Origin of the sequence: Sphingobacterium sp. BN32, assembly GCF_030503615.1 — a bacterium.
Classification (GTDB): domain Bacteria; phylum Bacteroidota; class Bacteroidia; order Sphingobacteriales; family Sphingobacteriaceae; genus Sphingobacterium.
Window position 1 is genome coordinate 2,022,387 of sequence record NZ_CP129963.1, and the last position, 25,070, is coordinate 2,047,456.

At 41.8% G+C, this 25,070-nt stretch carries 24 protein-coding genes and 2 tRNA genes; 8 read left to right on the plus strand and 18 right to left on the minus strand.

The window, feature by feature from the left end; genetic code table 11:
• Window positions 1–113 precede the first annotated feature (113 nt).
• From QYC40_RS08495 to QYC40_RS08520, 6 genes are all read right to left on the minus strand, one after another.
• Window positions 114–629 carry a GNAT family N-acetyltransferase gene (locus tag QYC40_RS08495; protein ID WP_301993540.1) on the minus strand — a complete coding sequence of 172 codons (516 nt, stop codon included), beginning with the start codon at window positions 627–629 and terminating at the stop codon, window positions 114–116.
• A 163-nt stretch (window positions 630–792) separates the two neighbouring features.
• The gene (locus QYC40_RS08500; RefSeq protein WP_301993541.1) at window positions 793–1,842 is read right to left on the minus strand and encodes a ThuA domain-containing protein; all 1,050 of its coding nucleotides are present in this window, start codon (window positions 1,840–1,842) and stop codon (window positions 793–795) included.
• 39 nt (window positions 1,843–1,881) lie between these two features.
• Complete coding sequence (locus QYC40_RS08505) at window positions 1,882–3,132, minus strand: sugar MFS transporter (protein ID WP_301993542.1); 1,251 nt, start codon at window positions 3,130–3,132, stop codon at window positions 1,882–1,884.
• Between the two features lie 72 nt (window positions 3,133–3,204).
• On the minus strand, window positions 3,205–4,050 hold the full coding sequence (locus tag QYC40_RS08510) for a sugar phosphate isomerase/epimerase (RefSeq protein ID WP_301993543.1): 846 nt from the start codon (window positions 4,048–4,050) through the stop codon (window positions 3,205–3,207).
• A 274-nt stretch (window positions 4,051–4,324) separates the two neighbouring features.
• Window positions 4,325–7,480: a PVC-type heme-binding CxxCH protein gene (locus tag QYC40_RS08515; RefSeq protein WP_301993544.1), complete on the minus strand. Its 3,156-nt coding sequence runs from the start codon at window positions 7,478–7,480 to the stop codon at window positions 4,325–4,327.
• A gap of 304 nt (window positions 7,481–7,784) precedes the next feature.
• Entirely contained in the window at window positions 7,785–8,036 is a 252-nt protein-coding gene (locus QYC40_RS08520; protein ID WP_301993545.1) for a hypothetical protein, read from the minus strand.
• 276 nt (window positions 8,037–8,312) lie between these two features.
• On the opposite strand from QYC40_RS08520, the gene QYC40_RS08525 reads away from it, so the two are divergent.
• Window positions 8,313–8,948 carry a metalloregulator ArsR/SmtB family transcription factor gene (locus QYC40_RS08525; RefSeq protein WP_301993546.1) on the plus strand — a complete coding sequence of 212 codons (636 nt, stop codon included), beginning with the start codon at window positions 8,313–8,315 and terminating at the stop codon, window positions 8,946–8,948.
• A 412-nt stretch (window positions 8,949–9,360) separates the two neighbouring features.
• Here the strand turns inward: QYC40_RS08525 and QYC40_RS08530 are convergent, their stop codons facing one another.
• On the minus strand, window positions 9,361–9,696 hold the full coding sequence (locus QYC40_RS08530) for a phosphoribosylpyrophosphate synthetase (RefSeq protein ID WP_301993547.1): 336 nt from the start codon (window positions 9,694–9,696) through the stop codon (window positions 9,361–9,363).
• Window positions 9,697–9,853: 157 nt separating this feature from the next.
• On the opposite strand from QYC40_RS08530, the gene QYC40_RS08535 reads away from it, so the two are divergent.
• The 3 genes from QYC40_RS08535 (at window position 9,854) to QYC40_RS08545 (ending at window position 12,693) form a co-directional block, all read left to right on the plus strand.
• Window positions 9,854–10,915, plus strand: coding sequence for an endonuclease/exonuclease/phosphatase family protein (locus QYC40_RS08535; RefSeq protein WP_301993548.1), 1,062 nt, complete (start codon window positions 9,854–9,856; stop codon window positions 10,913–10,915).
• Window positions 10,916–10,921: 6 nt separating this feature from the next.
• Window positions 10,922–11,722, plus strand: coding sequence for a class I SAM-dependent methyltransferase (locus QYC40_RS08540; protein ID WP_301993549.1), 801 nt, complete (start codon window positions 10,922–10,924; stop codon window positions 11,720–11,722).
• Window positions 11,723–11,799: 77 nt separating this feature from the next.
• Window positions 11,800–12,693 carry an SH3 domain-containing protein gene (locus QYC40_RS08545; protein WP_301993550.1) on the plus strand — a complete coding sequence of 298 codons (894 nt, stop codon included), beginning with the start codon at window positions 11,800–11,802 and terminating at the stop codon, window positions 12,691–12,693.
• On the opposite strand, the gene bioA is transcribed toward QYC40_RS08545, so the two are convergent.
• Genes bioA through QYC40_RS08570 form a run of 5 tightly spaced genes read right to left on the minus strand, consistent with a single transcriptional unit; the run spans window position 12,690 to window position 17,256 of the window.
• Window positions 12,690–13,958 carry an adenosylmethionine--8-amino-7-oxononanoate transaminase gene (gene bioA, locus QYC40_RS08550; RefSeq protein WP_301993551.1) on the minus strand — a complete coding sequence of 423 codons (1,269 nt, stop codon included), beginning with the start codon at window positions 13,956–13,958 and terminating at the stop codon, window positions 12,690–12,692. The two genes, QYC40_RS08545 and bioA, sit on opposite strands and share 4 nt — an antisense overlap.
• Window positions 13,943–14,938, minus strand: coding sequence for a biotin synthase BioB (bioB, locus tag QYC40_RS08555; protein ID WP_301993552.1), 996 nt, complete (start codon window positions 14,936–14,938; stop codon window positions 13,943–13,945). Before bioB ends, bioA begins: the two co-directional genes overlap by 16 nt.
• A 35-nt stretch (window positions 14,939–14,973) precedes the next feature.
• The gene (gene bioD, locus QYC40_RS08560) at window positions 14,974–15,540 is read right to left on the minus strand and encodes a dethiobiotin synthase (RefSeq protein ID WP_301993553.1); all 567 of its coding nucleotides are present in this window, start codon (window positions 15,538–15,540) and stop codon (window positions 14,974–14,976) included.
• Entirely contained in the window at window positions 15,537–16,649 is a 1,113-nt protein-coding gene (locus QYC40_RS08565; RefSeq protein ID WP_301993554.1) for an aminotransferase class I/II-fold pyridoxal phosphate-dependent enzyme, read from the minus strand. Before QYC40_RS08565 ends, bioD begins: the two co-directional genes overlap by 4 nt.
• Window positions 16,621–17,256, minus strand: coding sequence for a hypothetical protein (locus QYC40_RS08570; protein WP_301993555.1), 636 nt, complete (start codon window positions 17,254–17,256; stop codon window positions 16,621–16,623). Before QYC40_RS08570 ends, QYC40_RS08565 begins: the two co-directional genes overlap by 29 nt.
• Window positions 17,257–17,320: 64 nt before the next feature.
• Here QYC40_RS08570 and QYC40_RS08575 point away from each other — a divergent pair, with 64 nt between their 5' ends.
• Window positions 17,321–18,796 (plus strand): PLP-dependent aminotransferase family protein, encoded by a 1,476-nt coding sequence (locus QYC40_RS08575; RefSeq protein ID WP_301993556.1) that lies wholly within the window; start codon window positions 17,321–17,323, stop codon window positions 18,794–18,796.
• Here the strand turns inward: QYC40_RS08575 and QYC40_RS08580 are convergent.
• Window positions 18,793–19,212, minus strand: a complete 420-nt coding sequence (locus QYC40_RS08580) for a hypothetical protein (RefSeq protein WP_301993557.1) — start codon at window positions 19,210–19,212, stop codon at window positions 18,793–18,795. The two genes, QYC40_RS08575 and QYC40_RS08580, sit on opposite strands and share 4 nt — an antisense overlap.
• A 495-nt stretch (window positions 19,213–19,707) precedes the next feature.
• Here QYC40_RS08580 and QYC40_RS08585 point away from each other — a divergent pair.
• Together QYC40_RS08585 and QYC40_RS08590 are read left to right on the plus strand one after the other, a co-directional pair.
• Window positions 19,708–19,781, plus strand: a tRNA-His gene (locus QYC40_RS08585).
• A gap of 178 nt (window positions 19,782–19,959) precedes the next feature.
• Entirely contained in the window at window positions 19,960–20,337 is a 378-nt protein-coding gene (locus QYC40_RS08590; RefSeq protein ID WP_301993558.1) for a nuclear transport factor 2 family protein, read from the plus strand.
• 317 nt (window positions 20,338–20,654) lie between these two features.
• On the opposite strand, the gene QYC40_RS08595 is transcribed toward QYC40_RS08590, so the two are convergent.
• The 5 genes from QYC40_RS08595 to QYC40_RS08615 form a co-directional block, all read right to left on the minus strand.
• Window positions 20,655–21,707, minus strand: a complete 1,053-nt coding sequence (locus QYC40_RS08595) for an acyltransferase (RefSeq protein WP_301993559.1) — start codon at window positions 21,705–21,707, stop codon at window positions 20,655–20,657.
• A gap of 170 nt (window positions 21,708–21,877) precedes the next feature.
• Window positions 21,878–22,114, minus strand: coding sequence for a hypothetical protein (locus tag QYC40_RS08600; protein ID WP_301993561.1), 237 nt, complete (start codon window positions 22,112–22,114; stop codon window positions 21,878–21,880).
• Window positions 22,115–22,259: 145 nt separating this feature from the next.
• Window positions 22,260–22,341, minus strand: a tRNA-Leu gene (locus QYC40_RS08605).
• A gap of 175 nt (window positions 22,342–22,516) precedes the next feature.
• A complete protein-coding gene (locus QYC40_RS08610) occupies window positions 22,517–23,032 on the minus strand; it encodes a hypothetical protein (protein ID WP_301993562.1) in 516 nt (171 codons plus the stop codon).
• A 24-nt stretch (window positions 23,033–23,056) separates the two neighbouring features.
• On the minus strand, window positions 23,057–24,226 hold the full coding sequence (locus QYC40_RS08615; RefSeq protein ID WP_301993563.1) for an FN3 domain-containing metallophosphoesterase family protein: 1,170 nt from the start codon (window positions 24,224–24,226) through the stop codon (window positions 23,057–23,059).
• A 315-nt stretch (window positions 24,227–24,541) separates the two neighbouring features.
• Between QYC40_RS08615 and QYC40_RS08620 the strand changes: the two genes are divergently transcribed.
• On the plus strand, window positions 24,542–25,048 hold the full coding sequence (locus tag QYC40_RS08620) for an STM3941 family protein (RefSeq protein WP_301993565.1): 507 nt from the start codon (window positions 24,542–24,544) through the stop codon (window positions 25,046–25,048).
• The last annotated feature ends 22 nt before the right edge of the window (window positions 25,049–25,070 follow it).

The following is a 25,070-nucleotide window of genomic DNA, read 5'->3' on the forward strand; positions in this document are numbered from 1 at the left end:
ACTTTAAAAACTATTTTTAAACAGCACTGTTTAATAGCCTAAGTGGGCTAGTGAAAAGTTGTAGTATTTCCATAAAATTGTAGGAGATGTCCAGGTGGGCATCTCTTTCTTTATCAGTCTAGACGTTTTTCGAATGCTTTGCGCGCAGCGCCTCTAAAGTACACTTCACCGCAATACACATAATCCAACTTCTCGAACACCCTGAGCATGCCGATATTATCAAAGTTGGTATCAACTTTTATACTGTAGTAGCCTAGCTCCTTACAGATTGGCTCTACAGCCTTCATCATCCAAGTTGCAATTCCCTTGACATAAGGCTCCTGATTCACCGCTAATCGATGTATACCCGCGTATGGGCGTTCGGTTAACCAGTGACCTTCGATATTCTCATAAGCCGGTTCTATATCGAAAATCAATGCAACATAACCCAATATAACATCGTCCTCATCCACACAGACGTAAGCATAGTTTTTTTCTATATCATTGGCAATCACCTCAGGGTTCGGATAACCATCCTGCCATTGCTCGCTGCCTTCTTCCTTCCGCTTCTGTATAGCCTGTTGAAGGATAGTCCAAATAGTATCCTGTTCTTCCGCTACTGCATGCCTTAATCTTCTTAACTCCGCCATGTGATAATGTGATTTATAATGAGTGTTATTCCTGTCCGACAACAAAAATAAACAAACTGAATTTGTAAAACGGAAAAATCCCCGATTCACATCGAGGATTTACCTTGTAGGGTTTTACTAAACCCTACGGAACCAATTGAATTAATAAAAACGAATAAAATCTTTATTGATAGTCCTTCGGATATTTCCCTTTCTCGTAGGTTCCAAACCCAAACATATTTGCTTCGAAATTTCCTACGGGATTGACATTTAAATCTTCTTTAATAGCTTCTGATTGTCCAAGTGCCCAATACGTCGCATTGACAATCAAGCGTCTTAAGTCAGCGCTTTTCAAGTCAATAGACGAGCCCATGGTCGTCGTAAAAACTCGCCCTTTCTTACCACCGGGAATCTGATAATCTTTAGTCCAAGCAACCGGCATGATAGCTTTCTGCCAATTGAGCGGACTGTCGGCATTCATTCCCAATGTAGGTTGCCCAAAAACTAAAATACGGGCGCCGTCGAGCTTATTACGTATTCCATAGACATCCGATGGCACCCAGATATCTTTGACACCCAATAGGATTGGATTCTTAGCTTCTGCTTCTAAACCGTTAATCAATGCTCTGCTTCCCTCTTTACCATGATCTCCATGGTGGTTTACCCAGGTTTCGCCTAATACTATGCCCCCGAAACCACCTTTCCAAGCTTCGCTCTTCTCATTGTAGGCATAATGCTTATATGGGCTTTTAGATTCCTTCGCGAAATTAAAAGCATGTGTCGCTGTACGTAAGCCTATTACTGGCTTCCCTGCTTTCAAATAATCATCAATATGTTTCATTTGATCATCGGGCAGCTCGCGGAAGCGGGTCGCTATAATCATCAAGTCCGCATCTTTCAGGTTAGAAAGGCCAGGAATATTCTTTTGGTACTCCGGATTGATTTGCTTTGTATTGGGGTCTATGGCAAACAAGACGACAGTTTCAAAGCCGTGATGTGTTGTCAATAGCTTTGCAAGCATCGGCATGCTTTCCTCCGAACGATATTCTTCATCGCCGGAAACCAATACAATCTTCTTCGCCTTCGCTTTTGACGTTTGCGGTTTGAAATGCAGCCATTCCTGTTGTTGTGCGCAGGCCCAACTATTGATTGTTAATAAAAACAACAGTAGTATCGTGGCTGACTTGGCCGTCCATAGGTTTAAGTTGTCTATATACTTGTTCCTTTGTATCATATTAATTGTTTGCAATCTGTTTACTATGCTATTTTGCTGTCACGACGCTGTTTCTACAGTAGCGTCATCCACTGAAACTTCAGGTCTATAAGTTCGTTTTTGCCAGAAAAAGAAAAGTAAAAATAACACAATCAAAATTCCTGGAAATATAGCCAGCTTCGCTAAAGTAGCTTGTCCTACTGCCAGATCAATATTTTCAACAGCTTGTCCGGATGCGACAACAGCTTCTTTTGATTTATCGATCCAGCGTCCGATAATTGGCTGAAAGATAGACGTGGAGAACATCCCTACTCCACCAATAATCGACATTCCTAAAGCACCGCTGAGAGGAACACGCTGCGCTGTGGTAGCAATCATTGTTGGCCAGAAATAGCAAACGCCTATGGCGAAGAAAATTGCCGCCACATATGCCATTCCACCCGTTACAACGGAGAACAAATACACTCCAATCGTTGCGAATACGGCTGAAAACAACAATACGCCCGTCTGTCCTAATACTTTGATTACCGACCCTGCAAAGAAACGTCCTACCGCCATTACACCTGTAACTAATGCAAGAATTAACATAGGGCTTGCGCCGCTATCGGCCATGATAATGCCCACCCACTGCTGAGGTCCAAACTCTGATATAGCCGTCAATGCCATGCAACAGAATAAGAATATAAAGATTGGGGAGAACATTGCTTTGAAATTATTGGATATGGATGCAACCGCTTCTTGCTTAGGCTCTGGATAGGCCTTGCCCCAGAAGATAATCGCATAAAGTATTGTCGGGATCATTATCACCCACATTTGCGTTTGCCAGGAGACGCCGAAGTCTGTCATGAATTTGGAGATCAGGCTACCAAGGACGATTCCGCCCGGAAACCACATATGAAATCTATTTAACATCTTATCCATTTTCTTGCCGGAATATAAGTCGGCAATCAATGGGTTACAGGCAGCCTCGGTACATCCATTTCCAAACCCGATAAACAGTGTGGAAACTAATAGCGAAGTGTAGCCCGTAGCAAAGATGGTCAGTATAATCCCCAGCGTATGGGATATAAATGCGATACGCATAATGTTTGCCGGTCCTACTTTATAGTAAAACAGCCCTCCTAAAATCATGGAAATAGGAAATCCTAAAAACCACATGGAATTGATGAAGCCCAACTGTTCGGCATTGAGATTGAAGCTCTGCCCAAGTTGAGGGAGAATTCCTGCACGGATAGAAAAAGTTAGGCCGGTTGTAATCAAGGCTAAACAGCTCCCTAAGAACAACGCGCTACTGTTAACTTGTTTGCTCATAATATCGGTTTAAGTTAGTTTAAGTTGTATAACGAGCGACAAAGAAAACTTTCCTTTACGCTTGCGAATTATTTATACTTTGTCGAGCATCTTCCTGATAAAACTGTACCCCTCTTCCGCAATTTCCCAAGGATCAGAATATTCACGCCAAACATTAATTGCATTTGCGAAATCAGGATCAGCGCGCGAGAAGGATTCGATCGTATACCAACCCTCATAGTTAGCATCTTTTAATGCCTTGAATACCTCGTCCCATCGTACTAATCCTTTACCTGGCGTTCCTCTATCATTCTCACTGATATGCACATGTGCCAAATGCGGCCTGATGCGTTTAATCGGTTCTGTAATACTCTTCTCCTCTATATTCGCATGATGCGTATCATACATTGCCTTCACATTCGGATGATCTGTTAGCTCCATCAACTTGGCAAGCTGATCCATGGTATTGGCTAAATAGGTTTCGAAACGATTCACCGCTTCCAATGTTAAAACAATATCTGCCTGCTTGGCATGGTCGCCAACTTGTCGGAGTACTTCAGCACTCCACTGATATTCCTGTTCTGTCGGTGCTGCTCTGGAAAAAGAGCCGTGTGCAGAATGGAACGGCCCACAGATAACCTTTGCTCCGAGATCTTGAGCACGATCAATCGCCCATTTAATCTTGTCGACGCCACGCTGCCTGATGCTAGGGTCAGCAGAGATCGGATTGTCATCGGCGCCTAGCACGAATACTCCCGTAATTTCTAAGCCCAAGTCAGCTGCGTATTTTCCTAATGCTATATATTCTGCTTCATCCGGCGAGCCAATCAACACTTCAATACCGTCATAGCCAATCGCTTTCAATCGGTCCAACAACGGAAAAACAGTGGAAGATACTCCTGCAGACCATGGCAATAGATTAAATCCAATTTTATTCATTTGTTCGATTTATCGGTTTAAAAATCCTTAAGCAAAACAATCGCTCAACGCAAAGCTGAGTTTCCCACCTTGCTCAAGTCGACAGTTATTCCTCCCCTTTTTGGGGAGGTTGGGAGAAACTGTCTTGGTTATAATATATGAAACTAAATAGCTTAATGCTCGCTGTTAAAATTAAACGACGCTGATTTCCAACGCCTTCATGATGTTCAAGGGAGACGTGTTAAAGCCTATATAAAAACACTCTCCCTATTCCATCAAATTATTCTAACCCAAATTACTCTTTCTCTAAAGGATGCATCTTCAGTAACTCCTCTGGCGAATAAAAACCCTTTTTATCCTGCACTGCTGCACGGATCGCTTTCACTTTCTCTGGAGAAATTACTCCTGCTTTATTGCCAAACGTATTGCGCACATAAGTCAATACATCTGCTACTTCCTGATCATTCAGCATAGCTCCAAATGGCGTCATCGGAACTTGACCTGGATATTTCTTGCCATTGACCTCTATCGGACCAAGCAGCCCATGCAACGTCAGTTTGATCAGTCGTTCTTCGCTTCCTGTTACCCACGTACTCGCATTTAATGGCGGAAATCCTGAAGCTTCTAGGCCCTTTCCGTTGGGTTGATGACAAGTGATACAGAAACCTTCCTTCGCATAAATGACTGCGCCACGTTTAAACTGTTCCAAATCCTTGCCTTTCAAGGTTGTCCGCAGGCTTCCACCTTCCGACTTCGGCTTGACAGATTTATTGTTTAAATGTGCAAATGAGGTATTATAAGCCGGTTTATTCCATTTATCCAAACTCGTCGTATCTATCGCATTCATAAGCTCCAATCCGGTTGCCGGATTCAACCATGATGCGGCAGCAATCAATTCCAACTTCACTCGTCCGTTCTCGTCCTTCGCCGCTTTCGCAAATAGCTCCTTATAATTCTTGATCTTATCGGTATTATATCGCAACGCATGAACCGCAGCAGCGCGCGCATGGTAGTCGGATGAATTCAATAAAGTTTCCAGCAAGCCTGCATCAATTTTATTCGCACCCCAGGTTACCCACATTGCTTCTGTCAGATGATGCAGGTATTTAGGATCTTTTTTATCCAATTTCTTTGCCCAAGCCAACGTTTCCTTAACCACTTCTGCGTCATCGCGCATGCGAAGCTCTGAGCGACTTCTATAACGTGCTCTGTATTCTGGTAATTTTAAGTTCTCTAATAATTCGGCAATCGTAGCGCCATCAACCTTGGCAGGTTTCACTAATGGTCTCGATGGATAAGTGACGCGATAAATACGTCCATGTACATGATCACGAAGCGGGTCGCGAGCATTATGCTGCATATGGCCGATCAGAATGTTATGCCAATCTACTACATACAAAGAACCATCTGGAGCAAATTCAGCGTCGACCGGACGGAAGTTCTTATCATCCGACCAGAACAGATCTTGTCGATGTTGCGATTTAAAACCCGTTCCATCATCCACTAAGGTATGTTGCTTGGCTCCTAAAAAGCCGATTGTATTGTTGATCAAATAATCACCTTGCACCTCCTCCGGGAAATGTCTCGACGAGACAATCTCCAAGCCGGACGTAGGGCGAACGCGATGCAAACTATCCACAAGCGTGAAAGACTTGTCATTAGACTCACCATAGCGAGGTTTGATACTGCCTGGCAACATCCAACGCACATCAGGGCCGGAGGTTTCGGAATAGATCATCTGCCCCCAATCATCCGTTGCAATTCCCCAAGGATTCGGAATAGAGACTTGCGCAACGCGCTCTAATCGTTTGTTTTGTGGCGAATAACGGAAGAACCCTCCATTGGTGGCACGTACCGGGCCGTAAGAAGTCTCGACATTCGTATGCAAGAATGTGCCCTCCGCCATATAGATTGCACCCGAAGGATCCATCGTATAGACCGAATGCGCGTGATGTGTATCATGGTCGTCAAAGCCACTTAAGATAACTTCTTTTTTATCCGCTTTCCCATCGCCATCCGTATCTTTTAACAGCACCATATTTTTCCCCTGCGAGACATAGACGCCTTCTTTCGTAAATTCAAAACCTATAGGAAGATGCAATTTATCTGCAAATACCGTTTGTTTATCTGCTTTACCGTCGCCATTCGTATCCTCTAGAATGATGATCTTATCATTCGGTTTACCGTCTCCCGCCTTCCAATGCGGATAGCTTGGCATAGTCGCCACCCATAATCGTCCTTTCGCATCAAATGAAATCTGAACAGGGTTTGCCAAATCAGGGAATTCCTTTTCCGAAGCGAATAAGTCAATTTTATAACCAGGTGCGACATGAAACTTTGCTAATGCCTCCTCACCGTATAAATATTTTGCTTCGCCCTTTTCGCCAGCCTCGTAGTTGGTCACTACTTCCGGCAATTTCAAGGTATTTCTGTCCATCGCGGCCAAGTCTACCTGTTCACCTTTCGCTGCTTTCCAAATCGCAGTATCGCGAATCTCCCCCATCTGACGAAGTTTCTTAATCTCAAATGGATAGTTATCCGGACCAAACGGGTTAAAGCGACGCCCATAAGCATGGACGCCATTCGGAATCTTAAAATCTTGATTCCAAATCCAGTCTTTCTCTAAAACTGCTTCCTTTATTTTATCTCTATGCGTTGATACAGGCCCCTCGCCTTTTCCGAAAATTCCCGTAACCAGGTAATCAGCAAATTTTGCATATCCATCTGCCGACAGCTGCGAGCCATCTATAGTGAGCGGCTCAGAAGAGTCGCTGTACCAGTTTTTGCTTACGGAATAGACATCCAAGAACGGCACGTTCTTTTCTTTTGCAATGGCAGCCATTGCATCAGCGTACATCTTAAGGTTGGCATTCGTTTCTTTCCCGTCTGGTAAGTCATACTTATCAGATAGATCCTCAAAAGCAATCGGCGACACTAATACCAGCGTCGTTCCTTTGCCTCCATTATAATCCTGCTTTTTCGTATGGTCGATAAATGCCGCAATTTCGCCTTTAAAGTTCTCCAACCCATCAGCACCCTTAAACGACTCATTATAACCAAAGAAACCGATTATTACGTCCGGTTTCAATGTTTGCAACCAAGCGTCTTCTGTAGGGAAATGCCCCTCACTACCTGTATTAATATCATACTCTGGATTAAATGCCTCTGCCCCATCAAAGGCCCAAGGTGAATTGCGCGACGGGTGTGGACGGAAGCCTGCCGTATTCCCTGGATTACAGATGTTGCGGATATACAATAGGCTATCCGGAAAGCGAGCATGCAGCTCGGTATCAAAATCACCATACTCCATCATGCGCGAACCCAAGTTGTTGCCAATGAGGACGACGCGAGAACCCTTATGTATCTTAACAGGCTTCATGGACGGCTTTTCAGCACAGCTATAAAGCAGCAACAGCACAACAAAAACAAGAAAGGGTAATTTAAGATTCATATAATAAGTAGTATGTATTAGGTTTATGCCCTGAGCCAATCGGCGATACAGATTCAGGTGATAACCAAATATAAACTTCCTATTTGAGAGTGGTATCCTGTACTATCCTGATGATGTGTTTTTTTTCTTAAATCTCTATTTTAAAAGCTTATTATCGTGTTTCGATTCATTTAGCGTTTTAAATGGGAAGATGAATTATCATTGAATAAGTCGGATCGCTCCGACGCATAAAGCAAAAAAAAAATGATTGTCTAAAAGCTAATGCCCCAGACAATCATCTATATGGACTAGAAAAAAATGTAGTCTATGCTCCTAATGCGGTCGATATGGAGTTTGAGCTAATGAAAGCTACACGATGTCCTAGCTCAAGCAATCTAGCTTGAATTTCATCCTCCACTCGATCCAGCGACTTGATGCGCATAATAAATTGCTTATCATCCAAATCGAACGAATGCAATTGTATATGCGGTATTGTGAGCTCTAATGTTCTGATGAGCTCTTCTCTGGCCAGCAAGGTCTTTAAAGGTGCTCTAAACGTTAATATGTAATGTTCCATAATAAATCTGGTAAGGCTGTTAATGAAATTACAATTGAGAACTGTCCGTTTCCGCTCAATTGATAAATCAAATTTAGAAAAGCTTTCTATTAAAACAAGTAATTATTTGTTTTATTATTGTCATGATTTGTCGACACGGTTTAAGCTCTACCCCGTAAGAAGCTCTTTAAATGGCTATTTGTTAAAATATTTCATTAATATTATTTTATTAAAGCATATAGCAAAGGGTAATAGTTATCTTTGTAAACTTGATTAAACCAAGAAAAACATTGGATAATGAAAAAGAAGAGTAGTTCGGAACAATTGCTGATGTTGCTGAAGATGCGCTGTGAATTGGATGCAGCAACTGTAGCGAAGGAGTTAGCGATGACTAAGGAAGGCGCAAGACAACATTTACTGAAATTGGAAGAAGATGGATTAGTGAAGAAGGAATGTAAAAGCATAGGCGTTGGACGCCCCTTTAGCTTCTATTCATTAACGGATGCTGGATTAGCGAAATTCCCGGATACGCATGCAGATGTTACGGTACAACTTCTTGATTCCGTTCGGAACATTTTAGGCGAGAATGCGTTGGAGCTATTGATTAGTGACCGGGAAAAACAGAGCTACGAGCGTTACGAGAATGAACTAAAATCAGCAAAGACAGTAGAAGATAAGCTGGAGCGACTAAGCAAAATCAGATCGCAAGAAGGCTACATCGCAGAATGGACCAAAGAGTCGAGCGACTATTATTTTATCGAAAATCACTGCCCCATCTGCGCGGCCGCGCGCGCCTGCCAGCGCTTTTGCCGCGCTGAGCTACAGAATTTCCAAAAACTATTCGGCGCCCAATTCAAAGTCGAACGGATACAGCACATCCTAGCCGACGAAAATCGCTGTGTTTATAAGATTGGGAAACTCGAAAAAAAATAAAACCCCAGCATTATTTTATTTTAGTTAAAAGCGCACTTCGGGTTGCTTAGTGGCAGTGTTGTAGCTAACTGATTCGAGATAGGTCCTTTTATCTCCTTATTCAAACCCAAATCTTAGCCCTTTCAAAAGGGTTCTGATTTGGGTTTGAATTGGGTTTACATTGGGTTTGAAAGGGAAGTGAATTAAGGTAGTTAGTTGCATGTATTTGATTGAGGCGTTGGTTGGATATTTTGTCTTTATATTTTGTCTTTGAATACCAGGAAAGGTTCAGACAAACCTCCCTTCCTTTCCTAGTTCAAAACAAATCCCCCTTTCTACTTCGAAAGCCAATACTCTAACGTCTAAAATCTCATATCTAATACCTAATCCAGCCCTAGGTCTAACTACTAAGTACTAATTACTAACTACTATTTTAACGAATCTCTCTCGATCGTCTATACAGCTCTTCAACCAGCTTCGAGGAGCGGTAGCTGAAATCCGCGCCAAAGCTATTGATAACTAAGCCTCTAATCAGGTTGTCTCTGGAGGATATAGCAAATAAGATGCTTTCATCTGCGGGGTCGGTCATTCCTTCAAATCGGTAAATTCCGTCGATTACAAATTCTTCAGGCGATAACTCCATCGCATTCTGAGTACAGTATAGACACTCTCCATCCTCGCGGATTAAAAAATCTTCGGTATATCCGATCGCTTGTAAATCATTCACTGCTTCACTTAGGGTGTCGTAAGATCGTTTTTGTAAGGCCATGTTCGATTATAATTTGGTGTATCTCCTAAATATACCAAATATTAACCTATGGACATTAAAAACCGAAAACCATTGACCCCAAAATGACGTATTATTAGAAATAATTGGATTAAATGGTATCACATTTGTCTACCTTTAGTGCACACACAATTGATAAATGGAAATTACGCTATACATATTAGGGTCATTGATCCTCATTTTCTCTATTCTACCCCTTATTAGGCTGGACTTTTGGACTTTTCGGGTCTTCGAATATCCGCGAATTCAAAAGCTAGCATTGACTATACTTTGGTTATTGTTATTTTTCTTACTTGCCTTTCCTGCTATCCTCTGGCTCAACATTATGGCGGTCGCTGTTGCAATTACCGCGATTTGCTTATTATTCCAGATTCTACCATTTACGCCGTTATCCAAAAAACAAGTTTTGGGAACCAAGGAGGTCGATAAGGACAATAGCCTGGCGGTGATGATTTCGAATGTTTATGAAGACAACGACAATTATCAGGGATGCATCAAAGTAGTGAAAAGCAACAATGCTGACTTAGTTTTACTACTAGAAACCAACCATCAGTGGGCGAAGGAGACGGCGATATTGGATCAGGATTATCCGTATCAGATTAAAGTACCAATCGACAACACCTACGGGATGCTGATGTTTTCGAAATATCCGTTGAAGGACAGCAGTGTTGAGTATTTGGTAGAGAAGGAAATTCCCTCTATCCACACAAAAATTGAGTTACCTAGCGGTCAATTGGTGCAGGTGTATGCGGTGCACCCTACGCCGCCGGTTCCGAATGAAAACCCACGTTCTACCGAACGTGATAAGGAATTACTTTTGGTTGCTGAGAAGGCCAAGAAATGCGATCTACCAGTGATTGTGATCGGCGACTTAAATGACGTGGCATGGAGCTACACGACCGACTTGTTTTTAAAGATGAGCAAGCTACTGGATCCGCGTCGCGGAAGGGGATTCTTCAACACCTTTCATGCGAAACATCCCCTAATGCAATTCCCTCTTGACCACGCCTTTATCTCTGCTCACTTTAAGCTTATCTCCCTGAGAAAACTGGACAATTTTAATTCAGATCATTATCCTATATTTGTTCATCTGCAGTATGCTCCGCAAAACGAAGACGAACAGGAGGATAATCAGTTGGAGGCTACAGCCGAAGATAAAGAAGTAGCACAGGAGAAAAAAACAGCGGATACCTCTGATTAAAAAAAGATGAGCAACGAAGAAAACTACAAAGAAGTAAATAGGATACTTTGGAATGATGCAGTGGATACCCACCTATCTTCCGATTTTTATGACATGGAAGGATTCCTTGCAGGGAACAGTTCCTTAAATCCTGTTGAGCTGGAACTATTTGGGGACCTGAGGGGCAAAAAAATCTTTCATCTACAATGTCATTTCGGACAGGACACCTTGTCTTTGGCACGAATGGGCGCTTCGGTCACCGGCTTAGACCTTTCTGACAAAGCGATTGATGCGGCTAATAAATTAGCGGAGCAGCTTCAAATCGATGCTAAGTTCATCTGCACGGACGTCTATAGCACGCCCGAAGAATTGAATGGGCAGTTCGATATGGTTTTCACGAGCTATGGTACGATTGGCTGGCTTCCGGATCTGGATGCCTGGGCCAGAGTAATCCGCCGTGTATTAAAACCGGGAGGTCGCTTGGTATTCGTTGAATTTCACCCGGTCGTATGGATGTTTGATTATGACTTTGAAAAAGTAGGTTACAATTATTTTAATGCCGGCCCAGTTGAAGAAGTAAGCGATGGAACTTATGCGGATCGCGATGCTGACATCAGTAACAAGAGTATCTCCTGGAATCATTCGCTTGGTGAGGTCATGACCGCCTTGCTTGGTCAGGGTTTTCGCTTAGACACGTTTCAGGAATATGACTATTCGCCTTACAATTGCTTTCGACATGGCGTAGAAGTAGCACCTAAGAAGTTCCGTATTAAACATTTAGACAATAAAATACCCATGCTTTATGCATTATCGGCGACGAAGGCTTAGCCGATAAAATCCACGGTATTCAGGGATATATGCTCTGGTTTAAATCAATTATCTTTACCTATCAATTAGGTCAATATATGAATTTTAAATCCATGCCATCCGCTCGCCTGCTAGCATCACTATTTTTGATTAGTTTCTTATGTTGTTTTTCGCACTTTGCGCAAGCGCAAGAGGAAGAGCCCGCAGCATTTGTTGTTGCTGACGATTACAACCTTTGGTATGTTAATACCGAAAAGGACGCTGCCATCTTTGCCAATATGGCCTATGTTCGTAAAATGCCTTCCACAAATAGTGCGCTAGTTGACTCTATTCCTATGGGTACTCCGATCAAGTTCTTGGACAATGCTGGCTACAACCCTATGCAGCTTCGTGGAATGTACCTGCCTTGGTATAAAATAGCTTACAAGATCAACAATCAACAGAAGACCGGCTATATATGGATTGGATTAGTGAGCTTAGATAAAAAAGTGGACCCGTCTACAGGAAATACCTTTCTTTATGGGATTGCCTGGCATAATGACGAGGAATCTTACGATTGGGTGGAAGCGAAAGTATTTAATAAAAACCAACAGCTCATTGCTAAAGCCGGCTTTGCAAACTATCGTGGTGAGCAATCTTATTGCACATCAGAATTAACTGAAAGCGAAAACCTTAAGGATAGCAAACTAATCTATAACGTGATCTTCTCTGGGGAGGCCTGTGGCATCCCGACAACAACCTTTGGCTTTGCTTGGGATGGGACGAACTTAAATGCCCTTCCTAAGATCTCCTCGGTATCGGATGCTGGAGTATATTATTATTCCGAAGAGTTGGAATTCCCAAAGAAATACACAAAGGGAAACCAACTCATCATTAAAAAGATGGAAGAAGGGGAAGTAATCGACGATACGAAAGAAGAGCTAGAGTATAAGATCAAAAAGTCTGAAGAGCGCTATAGTTGGGATGGTAAAAAATACCATTTAATACCTTAGTAGATGCTATTTGCGACTTTCTTAATGGCTTGATAAACCTCTTGCAATTCTTGATCCGAGATGCAATACGGTGGTAAGATATAAACCGTGTTCCCTAAAGGACGCAGAATGACTCCTTCGGCAAGGAAGGCAGCGTATAGCTGCTCTTGTATCTTGTTGAAGTATGAGGTCTCTCCTACTTTCCAATCAAATGCTAATATAGTCCCACATTGACGTACATGTTCCACCACCTTCAACGCGCTAAGTTCTTTAATAAAATCTTGGTGCGAGCGAACAATTCGCTGTATGGAATCCAACGTATCTTGTTGAAGCAGTAGATCCAGGCTTGCCAAGGATGCTGCACAAGCAATGGGACTAGCGGTAAACGAATGTCCATGAAAGAAGGCTTTCATCTTTTCATCCGAATAAAAAGCTTGATACAGCTCTTCGGTACAGCTTGTGATCCCCATTGGCATGGTACCGCCGGTTAATCCTTTAGAGAAGCACATAATATCGGGACTTTCAGTCAGTTGATTGGCTGCAAATAAAGTTCCTGTTCGGCCAAATCCTACGAATACCTCGTCTTGGATCAGCAGAATTCCTTTGGATTTACAGTATGCCATTAATGCTGATAAATCAGCTGCCTGATGCATTAGCATCCCACCAGCCCCTTGGACCAAAGGCTCATAAATGAAACAAGCGACATCATCCGCATGCTGATCTATTATTTGAAAAGTTTCCTTCAGATTGGATGAGTGGGGAGCATCGATGAAGATGACCTCAAAGAGCAAGTCTTGGAAAGGCGCGGTCCATAGACCCCGCTCGCTAACAGACATCGCACCGAAAGTATCACCATGGTATCCATGCTTGAAAGCAATTATCTTATTTTTCTTATCCCCTTGCTGATGCGCATACTGTATGCACATCTTGAGTGCTACCTCTACCGCGGTAGAACCATTGTCGGAATAGAATATCTTTTGTTGATTTGCCGGCAAAATGGCTAACAGGCGCTCTGAAAGCTCTATGGCAGGCTGGTGGGTAAAGCCTGCGAAGATAACCTGTTCTAAGCGCTGTAGCTGCTCGAAAACCTTTTGAGCGATATATGGGTGTGCATGACCATGTAAGGTCACCCACCAGGAGGAAACAGCGTCTATATAGCTGTTTCCATTGGCATCATAGAGCTGAACGCCTTTTCCGGATAGTATTGGAATGTGTTGGCTGGTTTTCATTTGGCTATAGGGATGCCAATTAACCGCACGATCTCTAGCAATTAACTCATCGAACATGCTTCCTTTACCTCCTTCTGCATTGGTTTCAGACCTAGATTTCTTAACATCTGCATATCTTCGTCGACTCCCGGATTTGGGGTCACCAACAAGGTTTGTCGTTCTCCGGTGAAGATCGAATTAGCGCCCGCCATAAAGCACCAAGCTTGCTCGACCTCCGACATTTCAATTCTTCCCGCACTCAGACGTACCATAGAGGATGGCAACACGATGCGAGCAGTGGCAATCATGCGCACCATTTCCCAGATATCAATTTTTGGAAGATGTTCCAGCGGTGTTCCGTCAACTCTAGCTAGGGCGTTGATAGGAACAGATTCGGGATGTTTTTCCATATTGGCTAGCGTGCGTAGCATGGAGATACGATCTGCTGGCTTCTCACCCAATCCGATGATACCACCCGAGCACACAGTGATACCTGCCTTACGCACATTCTTGATGGTTTCAATTCGGTTATCGAACTTGCGTGTGGAGATGATCTCGTCGTAAAATTCTTCGGAAGTATCTAAGTTGTGGTTATAAGCATATAAGCCTGCTTCCTGCAGGCGTTGGGCCTGGCTTTCGCTCAGCATGCCTAAGGTACAGCATACCTCTAGCCCTAATTCATTGACACCTTTTACCATATCGATGATGCGATCGAAGTCACGATTATCGCGTACTTCGCGCCATGCTGCCGCCATGCAAAAGCGTGAGGAACCGTTATCTTTCGCTTTTTGAGCATGCGCAAGGACAGTTTCCGTAGGAAGCAAGGCCTGTACTTTGATATCCGTATGATAACGCGCTGCCTGTCCGCAATACGAGCAATCTTCAGGGCATCCGCCTGTTTTCACAGACAACAAGGTTGAGATCTGCACTTGTTCCGGATTATGCCATTGCCGATGCACCGTTGCAGCTTCATAGACCAGTTCCATAAGTGGCTTGTTGTAAATGGCCAATAGCTCTTCCTTTGTCCAATTATGGCGTAATTCTTTTTCGTGTTTCATTCTGATTTGATGTATTTTGTTTTGTTTATTCTGCTTTACTTGTGTAACCAAGGTATATTGAGGCATGCTACTTCCTCAGGAAGATGCCGACGGATGACCCGTTCCGTTGCACTAGAAAATGGACCATTAAAAACCACGGTGTCCAACACAATATTGTTGGACTCGAGCGCTTTGATGGAAAGGATACTGTGGTTGATACAGCCAAGGTAATCTTTGACGACTAACACGACCGGTAAGTTCAAGTGTTTTATTAAGTCGATTATAAATTTATCCTCATTGATAGGAACATATAATCCTCCTACCCCTTCAACAACAAGGTTATTTGGGCTGTATGGCAGTTGAAAATCGTTCAATTTAATCTCTACTCCATCGATGCGAGCGGACTCATGCGGAGATGCCGCAGTATTTAGTCGATAGCGTTCGGGAAATATGGTTACTTCATCTTCCACAAGCTCTCGCACGGTCATGCTGTCTGTCATATCCAGATCGCCAGACTGTATTGGCTTCCAGTAATCGGCTTGCCAAAGTTTAACGAGCAGTGCAGAGCAGAACGTCTTCCCTATTCCAGTTCCTATCCCTGAAACAAAAACTTGTTTTTTCATTGTGCATATGATTTTATAAGTTCGGCGAGTTGTTTTATTTCCTCCCGACTATTGTATTGATGGATGGATATTCTTAATCGGCCGGTCCCTTCTGGCACGGAAGGCGGCAATACCGCATAAACATGAAAACCATGCGCTTTGATCGCTTTTGTAATACTCCTCAATTTGGTTATATCGGGAATAATAACAGGCTGTATGGGTGTAAGTAATGATTTTGAGACTTCACCAAGCATTTCTGTTTCATAGAAAGTAATACGATCTTGAAGTTCAACTGCCAACTGCGTGTTTTGATCTAAGAATTGATAGGCTGACTGTATGCTCAAAGCCATCATATCAGGCATTGCCGTGCTGTAGATAAATGGAGAAGCAAAATTAATGAGATAACTCTTCAACGCTTCCGACCCTAAAACTGCAGCCCCATGTAGCCCCATTGACTTTCCATAGGTGACTACGCAGGCAAAGACCTGCGATTGCAATCCGTACGTTGGGATAAGCCCATCTCCAAACACACCGACGGCATGCGCTTCATCGACGATAAGGTGGGCACCATATAAGTTAGCGAGTTGGGCGAGCCCCCTTAATGCTGCAATATCTCCGTCCATCGAATAGACGGATTCAACAACGACCCAGCATTGCCCCTTCGCACGTTTCAGCAAAGCCTCTAAATGATTGAGATCTTGATGTCGAAACTTCCATTTATTGGCTTGATTCAGTGAGCAAGCATCATGCACGGATCGATGTATCAATTCGTCCACAATTACCGTATCGCCTCGCTGCGGCAAAGCACTCAGCAGCGATAAATTAGCAATATAGCCTGATGGAAACAGCAGTGCTGATTCTACATCGTATCGTTTCGCTAAAAAGCCTTCTACGTCTTCCTTTATCGATGAATTTCCAGTAATTAGTCTTGAACTAGCACTGCCTGTCATCAAGGCTGGGCTTTGAATAGCTATTTCCAGCAAAGATTGTTGAAACGTTGAATTTCTCGCTAGACCCAGATAATCGTTCGAAGCGAAATCAATCGTCCCCTCTTCAACACGCAATTCCCTTAAGAGGTCATTCGAAGCACGTTTAGTGATATTAGCTTGCCACCTCTGCAATGTGCCCATATGCCTTCTCTATCTCTAATGCAATTGCCGAAAACCAGTGCTGAAACAGCTCCTTTTCTAACGCTAAAATCGCCGCAGCGTGGACTTCCCATTGCTCATCAAATTCTTTTAATGAGGTTATCATTTCTTCCAAATGCCCTTCCTCTTCGAGAATAATTGACTTTACCATCACTTTGGAGTGATGCTTGGTTAAAGCTTCCTGATAAATTGGATAGAGCTCATCCGCACGAACTTCGATAGCGTAGGTAACAAAAAGATAAGCGGCATGTTTCAACGCATTCCCATCTAATTGAAACTGTTTTTTTAAATATCGACAGGCTTGTATATCCAGCGCATGCAAATAATGTTGGGTGTGATTAGACGCTAATAATGTATCGGCAGCGTAATATTGGAAACCGGTGACATCGAGTTTATAAAGCTGCTTCTTGAGGTAATAGGCATGGCGATGTTCTTCCGCAGCATGTTTCAACTGCATGATATTGGTTTTGAACCGATCTTCACAAGCAGAGATTTTACGAGCCCCTGCATTTTCCATGAAAGATAGGGTATTTAGCCATTTCGCGTGGAGGACATCATCTCTTACGATGCGATCTATAATTGTTTTCATATTTTTCTATTTCCAACAAATATATTACCTTGCCGGCAGGTTAGACCCTACCAGTTTTGATATCATGAGTAGTCCGGACAACATTCCTTATCGCAGTATTATCCAAATAGATCGTTCGAATTCCCAACCTTTATACCTTCAAATAGCTCAACAATTTATCCAAGCCATTGGCCGCGGACACCTAAGACCAGGATCGAAACTCTTGGGAACCCGACAGTTAGGCGAACTATTGGAAGTACACAGAAACACCATTACCGCGGCCTACGAGGAGCTGTTCGCGCAAGGATGGGTAGAAATACGCGCTAACAAGGGAACTTTTATATCCTCAGAATTGCCGCTCCTGAACCCTTCCGCGGAAAAAGAAAATAGCTATCCGAAAAGTACAGGCTATCATTTTCGGAAATCCTTCCTTTTAGATAATCCTTTTGAGAAGAATAGCTATGAGCTAAGTTTCAATGATGGCACGCCCGATATCCGCCTAACGCAATTGGACGACCTCTCCAGGATTTACTCCGCCAACCTCAAACGCAAAGTCAACCGCAAGAAAATGGGGTATTACAATTATGACGGATCTGAATATTTTAAAGAGCAGCTGACGCAATACCTTCAGCTTTCGCGGGGATTAGCGATCAGCAAGGACAACTTGCTGATCACACGCAGCATGGAGATGAGCTTGTTTATCATTGCTGAAATCATTCTGGAGCCTTCAGATACCGTCGTCGTCGCAGACTTAAGTTATTTCTCAGCAAACATGATTTTTCAAAAAGCGGGCAACAAAATTAAAACTATCGCGGTTGATGAGGATGGAATAGACACGAATGCGCTCCGGAAATTATGCGAGAAAGAGACTATACGAATGGTTTATGTTACTCCGCAACAGCATTACCCAACCACGGTACCATTGTCTGCTCAGCGGAGGATGGACTTACTGCAACTAGCCAATCAATATGGATTTATTATTGTGGAGGACGACTATGATTATGACTTTCACTATGAAAAACAACCGATTTTACCAATCGCCAGCAACGATCAGAATGGGATGGTCATCTATGTAGGCTCCTTTGGAAAATCATTAGCACCGGGTTTTAGGACAGGCTTCATTGTAGCCCCGACGAATATTATGCAAGAAATGCGGAAACACTTGGGTATTATCGATCGGCAAGGCGATATCCTGATGGAGCAGGCGTTGGGCGAGTTGATTCAAGAGGGAGTCGTTGATCGTCATTTAAAGAAGTCTTTGAAAGTATATAAAGAGCGTAGAGATTACTTCGGAAGCTTACTGTCTGAACATCTCAAGGAATGGGTTGAATTTAGTATACCCAAAGGCGGATTAGCTTTTTGGCTGAACTGGCAAAAATCGATCAACCTTTATGAGCTTGCGAAACGCTGCGCTGCAAAACAGCTCTTCATACCAAAAACCCTACTCTACCAATCCAACAAAACAAGGGGAACACGTATAGGATTCGGCAATCTCAATATGGAGGAAATGGATCAGGCTGTAAAAATATTAAAAACTGTATTAGAAGAAATGGAAAATTAGTTTTCCATACTGAGGCGAACAGTTGGAGGAATGGAAGGACGTTTATAATGTATGTACAAGCGTTTATACTTTATAATCTCTCGAGAGTCGGAAAGTGTAGTCATTTTAACCCCTTTAAAAATCATCTCTGCAGCCTTTCGCTCCATTCGTATGGCAAAGTCTAGAAACTCTTTAAATAAACACCTACGCTCTTGCGTACTAAATTCACTTTGATCACATAACCAGAAGATAATTTCATCATCGAAGTGCAGCGTGATGCGAGCGCTTTTACTTCGTAGAAAATAGACGATTGGCTTAGGTCCATCATTCGTAAATAATCCGAAGCCTGTTTGGCCATCATAATTATTGAACACATAGGCGTAGAATTTTATCGTACCGATCAATGCTGAATCAACCAATATATTTTTAAAAATCATTTCTATAAAAATTAAGATGACAAACAATTGATTACTAGCTCAAAACACCTAAATCAAATATAAACTAATTTTTCAAATTATGATTCAATAATTAAAAACTTGGAATGCAATCAAAAATAAAATTCATTTAATGATCAGCTTGTTCGGCCCATTTTAGTCGGAAACATAACGATTTCGCATTAGAAATCATGCATCAAGGATCTTACACTTGCCTGATAAAAGAACATCCTAATTATCAATAATTTAGCATCACATACACAAAAACATAAAAAGCTAGCGATGTCATCTCTTCATCAGTCGCGTAGAATCTATTGTAGATGAATTGTCTTAATCTGAATTAAATGAGATTTCTTTCTCCATTTTATCGTTCAGAATGCAGAGTTTATAAAAAATATCTACTTAGAAATGAGCCTATTTGTATCAAAAGCCATATTTTTAGCTGAATATATTTGGAGATTATAGAGATTAATTCTACTTTTGTATCACAAAATCACGGTAGGTATAGCTCAGTTGGTTAGAGCACTAGATTGTGGTTCTAGGGGTCGTGGGTTCGAGCCCCATTACTTACCCGAAAAGCTTCTCAGAAATGAGAAGCTTTTTACGTTTATAGCATTTTAAAGGGGTCACGGGAGTTCTCGGATCCACTACCCTTTCAAGAATCCCACCCACTTATCCCCCAACCGCGCATGGGAAATTTCGAAACAAACTGCCTAGAAATCTGTTCTTTAAGAAAAATCACACTGAACTATGAAAGATCAAATCTTTAAGCTGGAGAAAGCCTATTGGACTGGTATGGAAAACCATGATCTAGAAACTGTCACAAACCTAACCTACTTTCCTTGTGTTCTTGCAAGCAAGAACGGACCTCGCATAATGACAGAAGACGATTTTAAAAAGGTCTTCGAGCAGGCGGAAGGGATGGAAATGAAAGTCAACAAAATAGACGATGTTAAATTTCATAACGCCTCGGATGAAGTTGCAGTTATAGCTTACCGCATAGAGCTTATGCATAAGGTAAAGGGCGAGGAAGTAATATCGAAATGCGCTTGCTCATCCACCTGGCTAAAAATTGAGAACACCTGGAAGTGTATTCAACATGCTGAAGCTGATATAGAATTGGAATAGCTGAGTTGTAAAAAGAGGATTACTGTTTAAAATATCTTCATTCTAATCCGGATTGTTAAGGGATAAGTCATATCTAACCCTTCCTTATTGTATTGCCTAACGACCCAACATTAGTGTCACCATTTTACTTTTAACATTATCACCTTGTTGACAACACACATGGATGAATACTTTATTTATTCCGGATGTTGACGTACGCTTATAAACTATTATAACAATATTCAAATTAGCACCATCAAAAACTCACTACCCAGCGAACATTAAGTAAGTATGGAAATTTTGTTGAAACCTCCTTGCAAGCAAAGATGGGTGCAGATTTAGTTGTTAGAACGTATTAGCTTAGATAAAAGGTATTTTTTTCCTGGTTTTTCGATGTAATTATAGGTGACGATCGAAACTGCAATGAGAAGCGGAAAAGCCAAAAAATTAAGCATGGGTAAGTTGGGGAAGTAATATTTAAGCAAGTAAATAATTATGATGTGATTCAAGTAAATGCTATATGAAATTTCGCCTAAATAATGAATTGGTTTCCACGAAAGGAAAGATTTTAAAAAGTCAATTTTAACAATGGCCGCAGGAATACAAATCATTCCTATCACAGTTATAACATCATTTAAATCAAGAACGACAGAAACGATGAAAATTGAAATGAAAGCCCAAAGTACAATTCGAGAAAAAGTAAAGGAATATTTATAAGCAATCAAACCGATAGCATATACGAGAACCGTTCTAATATATGCTAAGTTGCCCCAATTTATATCGAGGTTGTCTTTGGGAGCTACTGTTTCATATCTCATAAAGTGAAGATTTATGTAGTGCGATTCACTATACTGAATGAAGTTTAAAGCTAAGACTGAAATGATTGCTAAAACGATGTTGAAATTTCTATTTAAGTTAAATATCAGATAAAATACAAATGGGAAAATCAGATATACGAACATTTCTGTGGCTAGAGACCAAATAGGAAAATTTAGCGTTTCAAAGTAGGTGTTAAAAAACACTTCAGTGAATGTTAAATGCGTAATTACGTGACTTATTGAAAGGTTCTTTTGATAGAAAAATGTTAGAACAATGGTAAAAAAATAAAGAGGGTATATCCTAGCGATTCTTTTGAAGAGGTAAGTTTTAAACTCATTAAAATCGACATAATTACCGAATTTGTTTTGATACGACAATGAGAGCACGATAGCACTTAGTAGGAAAAATAGATCAACGGCCAAATAGCCATTTTTGACAATATTATAGGTATAATTAAAAAAGCCACCGTGATCCGTTGAAAGATTTAGGAAATGGGTTGAAAAGTAGTGAAATATAACGACCCAAATAGCAGCAATGCCACGGATCCCAGTCAACGATTTAATTTCAGTCATAGGGGCAAATATGCAACTAAAAATGCGAATCTTGAAAATAGAAAAAGCACCGAGGTAGATAGAATCTTACATAAATAAAAAGGATTATTTACGCTGTCCTTTTGCAATGAATATAGAATACTCTGGCTCATCTAAAAATATTGAATTTTGATAATATTTCGAAATCACCTTTAACCCGCAACATTCCTTTGTAGTTGATCTCTTAGAATATCTTGAGCGAAATCAATATGAATTAGTGGCCATTCGATGTTGAGGGGATAAAAGTCACGCTGAATATTGCCAGGCGCAGAGATATACACGAAAAGGTAAATAGAGATGTTACCATTTTTCTTTACACGATTTTTCCAAACGTGCAACTTTGTCGAGAATTTGAACATGAGTTCGGGGGTATGCACATGATTAAACATATCCGAAAATTTATGTCTGCAAAATGTCTGCAAAACTATCGGATTTTGATACTAAACCACCCGTGTCGAAGGTTGCTTTATTTCTCCAAAAACGGCGTTTTTAAACAAATAAAGCGGATGTCTATGACGCCCGCTTTATTGTCAGTACCCAGGGCCGGGATCGAACCGGCACGAATTGCTTCATTGGTGTTTGAGACCAACGCGTCTACCAATTCCGCCACCTGGGCATATTCCGTTTTGGAATGATGCAAATATAGGGCTTCTACTCTATTCTGCAAAAATAAATTTACGCCAAACCCTAAACTAACTGATTCTGAACTTATTTATTTTCAAAACAGCCTGTAAACAGCCTTCCAACAAGCTTCCTAGCACATCTCCGAATTATGCTTTCCATGAGTTCAATTACATATTAATACTATCATAAGCCCAATGCAACAGCGCTTGACGTTGCTTTCTCCGACACATTAAATCGCCAAACGCACAATTCCCTTTCACCTGCGCTACATGCCTCGCCATAGCCTTCCAGCGTTTAATCTGTCGAGCGTCATCATCAGTCCTTCGTCCCATAAAATACCGGCAATACCATTGGAACCATCCGCGAGGATCTTGCGGATGAATCCATCCTTTTGCCTTCCAAACCGCCAACGGCTGAGACGCTTGAACAGCAAAAAAGTTGAGATTCGCATCTCCTTGAGCATGATCCCCTTCATAGAGCTTTGCTTCAGCGAACCAGTCTGCTGGATACTCCGCTCTACAATCGGTCAAATACCGACCGCCAAAAACGCCTAGCGCGAGCATTTCCTTAGGGCTCAACTGCGGTTTAAACTCCGCGTCAAAATCTTCACCCATCGGTGCATGCAATTCGTAAGAATATCCCCGCTGCATTTTATCATTTACTGTAATCCTTGTAACCTCCATCAAGGCAAAGATAGCGCTAAAAACCTATCGCAACGGATTTAAGGTAACTTCATCCACCTGCTTTCCTTGCTGATCGACAACCCTAAACACCGCCTTCTCAGCAGTAATATCCGCTTTAATCATATTTACATTAGAGTTCACTAATAACGGGAACTTGATAGCCGCCGTCGGCATTTGTTTTACATGTCGGTGCAAATGTCCACTGATCATAATCTGTGCCCCCGCCTTATTCAATATTGGAACAAACTTACGCTCGATATCAATCGAACCATGCCAGCCTCCCATTGGCGGCATGTGGCATATTACAATCTTATATCTCGCATTCTTAAATGCCGGACTCTCCACTGCTCGCTCCAACCAAGCCGCCTGCTGCGCCCTATAGAAATCCATATCCACGATGCCCGCATATTCAATATCACTGTCCGGTTTATCCTCGCCCCCATCCAACACAATGAAACAAGCTTCTCCTTGCGTAAACATATAGTACAATTCTCCGGAGCTCGTCGGAAAATACTTTGGATATGCAACTGCAAACGGCCCGCGAGTCTCATGATTTCCACGAGAGAAATACATCGGCTTCTCACTAGCGAACAGTTCCGTCGCCTTATCCATAAAACCAGTGAACATCTGATCTTCACTAATCAATGCATCCACCATATCGCCATTGAAAACCACAAAATCCGTCTTCGTAAGATCGACCTGCCCGATCAGATTGCTCAGCAAATCATTTTTTCCATGAATATCATTTAAAATAGCAAAAGAGACCTTATCAGAAGGCTTTGGCGTAGTAAATGTCAGTGCCGCCTTCGAATACACGTCCGTCGCTACATAATTCCCATATTGAACGCGCGTTCCCTGATGGCTCAACACTTCCTGATTATAGACACGATATCGATACTTCGTCCCCGGTTTTAACCCCTTAAGATCCACTTGGTGAACAGTCCCAACAGTTTTATAACCATACTTGGCTGCAAATAACTTCGGCCTTGCTTCCGCATAAAAATGACTCTCATCTGCCGGAGCTAACTCAACCCACGCAACTGCCGGCTTATTTGTTACCCATACAATTGACAAAGAGCTATCCGTCAGCGCTTGGATATAGGGTTGATGACTGATTCGGATTTTTTCCTGTGCAACTAAAGGCACTGTAAATAAGAATAAAAAAAGAGCTAAAATGTAGGTTCTTGGTTTCATGTTTAATAATTATCGTTTTTTATCAGGTTATTCTACTATTTATTTGTCAATCATAAGGGGCAAAGCCCCTCCTAACAATAAATGTTAAATTTAAAATTTTATTTAGTTTCAACCATCCTGTACTATACACCAATAAGCGACCAAGCCTTTTCTAGCCAATAAAACTAACGTTATGTAGCATTTCGACTATCATAATTATATAAATCAACTATGCTATAAACAAAGGCAGCTAGGATTTAGCATGATATCTGCTTAACCTTAAAATAATGAGCAAATTAAAACCATAAAATCATAACAAAAAAAAACCGTTATACTATGAACGAAGTAATCATCCCCTACAGCGTAAAAAAGCAGAAGAACATGGCCCTCCTATTCCTATTGATTGGAATTGCCGGCCTAGCCATCGGATACTATGTTTTTATCCTTAATACCGCAGGTTATACCATGGGAAAAGTAGCGTCCGTTTTTCTTATCCTTTTAGGATTCGGAGTATTCCTAAAACTATTTCTTGCCCCGAAAAAGGCGACCGATGCAGCGATTAGCTTTTCGAAATCCGGAATACAAGGGAATACGACCCCGGTTGCCAAGGCAGCTGGTCTGATCGAATGGAGCGACATCGCCGATTACCAGATCGACGAAAGATACATACACGTTGCGATCAAAGATCCAGAGAAATATGCCCAACGTATGAAGAATTTCTTCGTTAGAGACACTTTTATGAAAGGGCAAAAAGGGGCTTTGGCCATATCAATCGCAGAGGTTGATGCGACTAATGACGAGATCGCTCGTTATTTTTACCAATATTTCAACGACTCGCTTTAACATTAAGGATAGTCCTGGAAAA

What these genes read in the sequence shown, in the direction of transcription:
- QYC40_RS08590 (WP_301993558.1), top strand. Translation starts at nt 19,960, where the DNA reads ATGAAAGATCAAATCTTTAAGCTGGAGAAAGCCTATTGGACTGGTATG.
- QYC40_RS08510 (WP_301993543.1), bottom strand. Translation starts at nt 4,050, where the DNA reads ATGAATAAAATTGGATTTAATCTATTGCCATGGTCTGCAGGAGTATCT.
- QYC40_RS08515 (WP_301993544.1), bottom strand. Translation starts at nt 7,480, where the DNA reads ATGAATCTTAAATTACCCTTTCTTGTTTTTGTTGTGCTGTTGCTGCTT.
- QYC40_RS08535 (WP_301993548.1), top strand. Translation starts at nt 9,854, where the DNA reads ATGGAAATTACGCTATACATATTAGGGTCATTGATCCTCATTTTCTCT.
- bioD (WP_301993553.1), bottom strand. Translation starts at nt 15,540, where the DNA reads ATGAAAAAACAAGTTTTTGTTTCAGGGATAGGAACTGGAATAGGGAAG.
- QYC40_RS08500 (WP_301993541.1), bottom strand. Translation starts at nt 1,842, where the DNA reads ATGATACAAAGGAACAAGTATATAGACAACTTAAACCTATGGACGGCC.
- QYC40_RS08530 (WP_301993547.1), bottom strand. Translation starts at nt 9,696, where the DNA reads ATGGCCTTACAAAAACGATCTTACGACACCCTAAGTGAAGCAGTGAAT.
- QYC40_RS08610 (WP_301993562.1), bottom strand. Translation starts at nt 23,032, where the DNA reads ATGGAGGTTACAAGGATTACAGTAAATGATAAAATGCAGCGGGGATAT.
- QYC40_RS08570 (WP_301993555.1), bottom strand. Translation starts at nt 17,256, where the DNA reads ATGAAAACAATTATAGATCGCATCGTAAGAGATGATGTCCTCCACGCG.
- QYC40_RS08495 (WP_301993540.1), bottom strand. Translation starts at nt 629, where the DNA reads ATGGCGGAGTTAAGAAGATTAAGGCATGCAGTAGCGGAAGAACAGGAT.
- QYC40_RS08545 (WP_301993550.1), top strand. Translation starts at nt 11,800, where the DNA reads ATGAATTTTAAATCCATGCCATCCGCTCGCCTGCTAGCATCACTATTT.
- QYC40_RS08505 (WP_301993542.1), bottom strand. Translation starts at nt 3,132, where the DNA reads ATGAGCAAACAAGTTAACAGTAGCGCGTTGTTCTTAGGGAGCTGTTTA.
- QYC40_RS08565 (WP_301993554.1), bottom strand. Translation starts at nt 16,649, where the DNA reads ATGGGCACATTGCAGAGGTGGCAAGCTAATATCACTAAACGTGCTTCG.
- QYC40_RS08620 (WP_301993565.1), top strand. Translation starts at nt 24,542, where the DNA reads ATGAACGAAGTAATCATCCCCTACAGCGTAAAAAAGCAGAAGAACATG.
- QYC40_RS08600 (WP_301993561.1), bottom strand. Translation starts at nt 22,114, where the DNA reads ATGTTTAATCATGTGCATACCCCCGAACTCATGTTCAAATTCTCGACA.
- QYC40_RS08540 (WP_301993549.1), top strand. Translation starts at nt 10,922, where the DNA reads ATGAGCAACGAAGAAAACTACAAAGAAGTAAATAGGATACTTTGGAAT.
- QYC40_RS08575 (WP_301993556.1), top strand. Translation starts at nt 17,321, where the DNA reads ATGAGTAGTCCGGACAACATTCCTTATCGCAGTATTATCCAAATAGAT.
- QYC40_RS08520 (WP_301993545.1), bottom strand. Translation starts at nt 8,036, where the DNA reads ATGGAACATTACATATTAACGTTTAGAGCACCTTTAAAGACCTTGCTG.
- bioA (WP_301993551.1), bottom strand. Translation starts at nt 13,958, where the DNA reads ATGTTCGATGAGTTAATTGCTAGAGATCGTGCGGTTAATTGGCATCCC.
- QYC40_RS08595 (WP_301993559.1), bottom strand. Translation starts at nt 21,707, where the DNA reads ATGACTGAAATTAAATCGTTGACTGGGATCCGTGGCATTGCTGCTATT.
- QYC40_RS08525 (WP_301993546.1), top strand. Translation starts at nt 8,313, where the DNA reads ATGAAAAAGAAGAGTAGTTCGGAACAATTGCTGATGTTGCTGAAGATG.
- bioB (WP_301993552.1), bottom strand. Translation starts at nt 14,938, where the DNA reads ATGAAACACGAAAAAGAATTACGCCATAATTGGACAAAGGAAGAGCTA.
- QYC40_RS08615 (WP_301993563.1), bottom strand. Translation starts at nt 24,226, where the DNA reads ATGAAACCAAGAACCTACATTTTAGCTCTTTTTTTATTCTTATTTACA.
- QYC40_RS08580 (WP_301993557.1), bottom strand. Translation starts at nt 19,212, where the DNA reads ATGATTTTTAAAAATATATTGGTTGATTCAGCATTGATCGGTACGATA.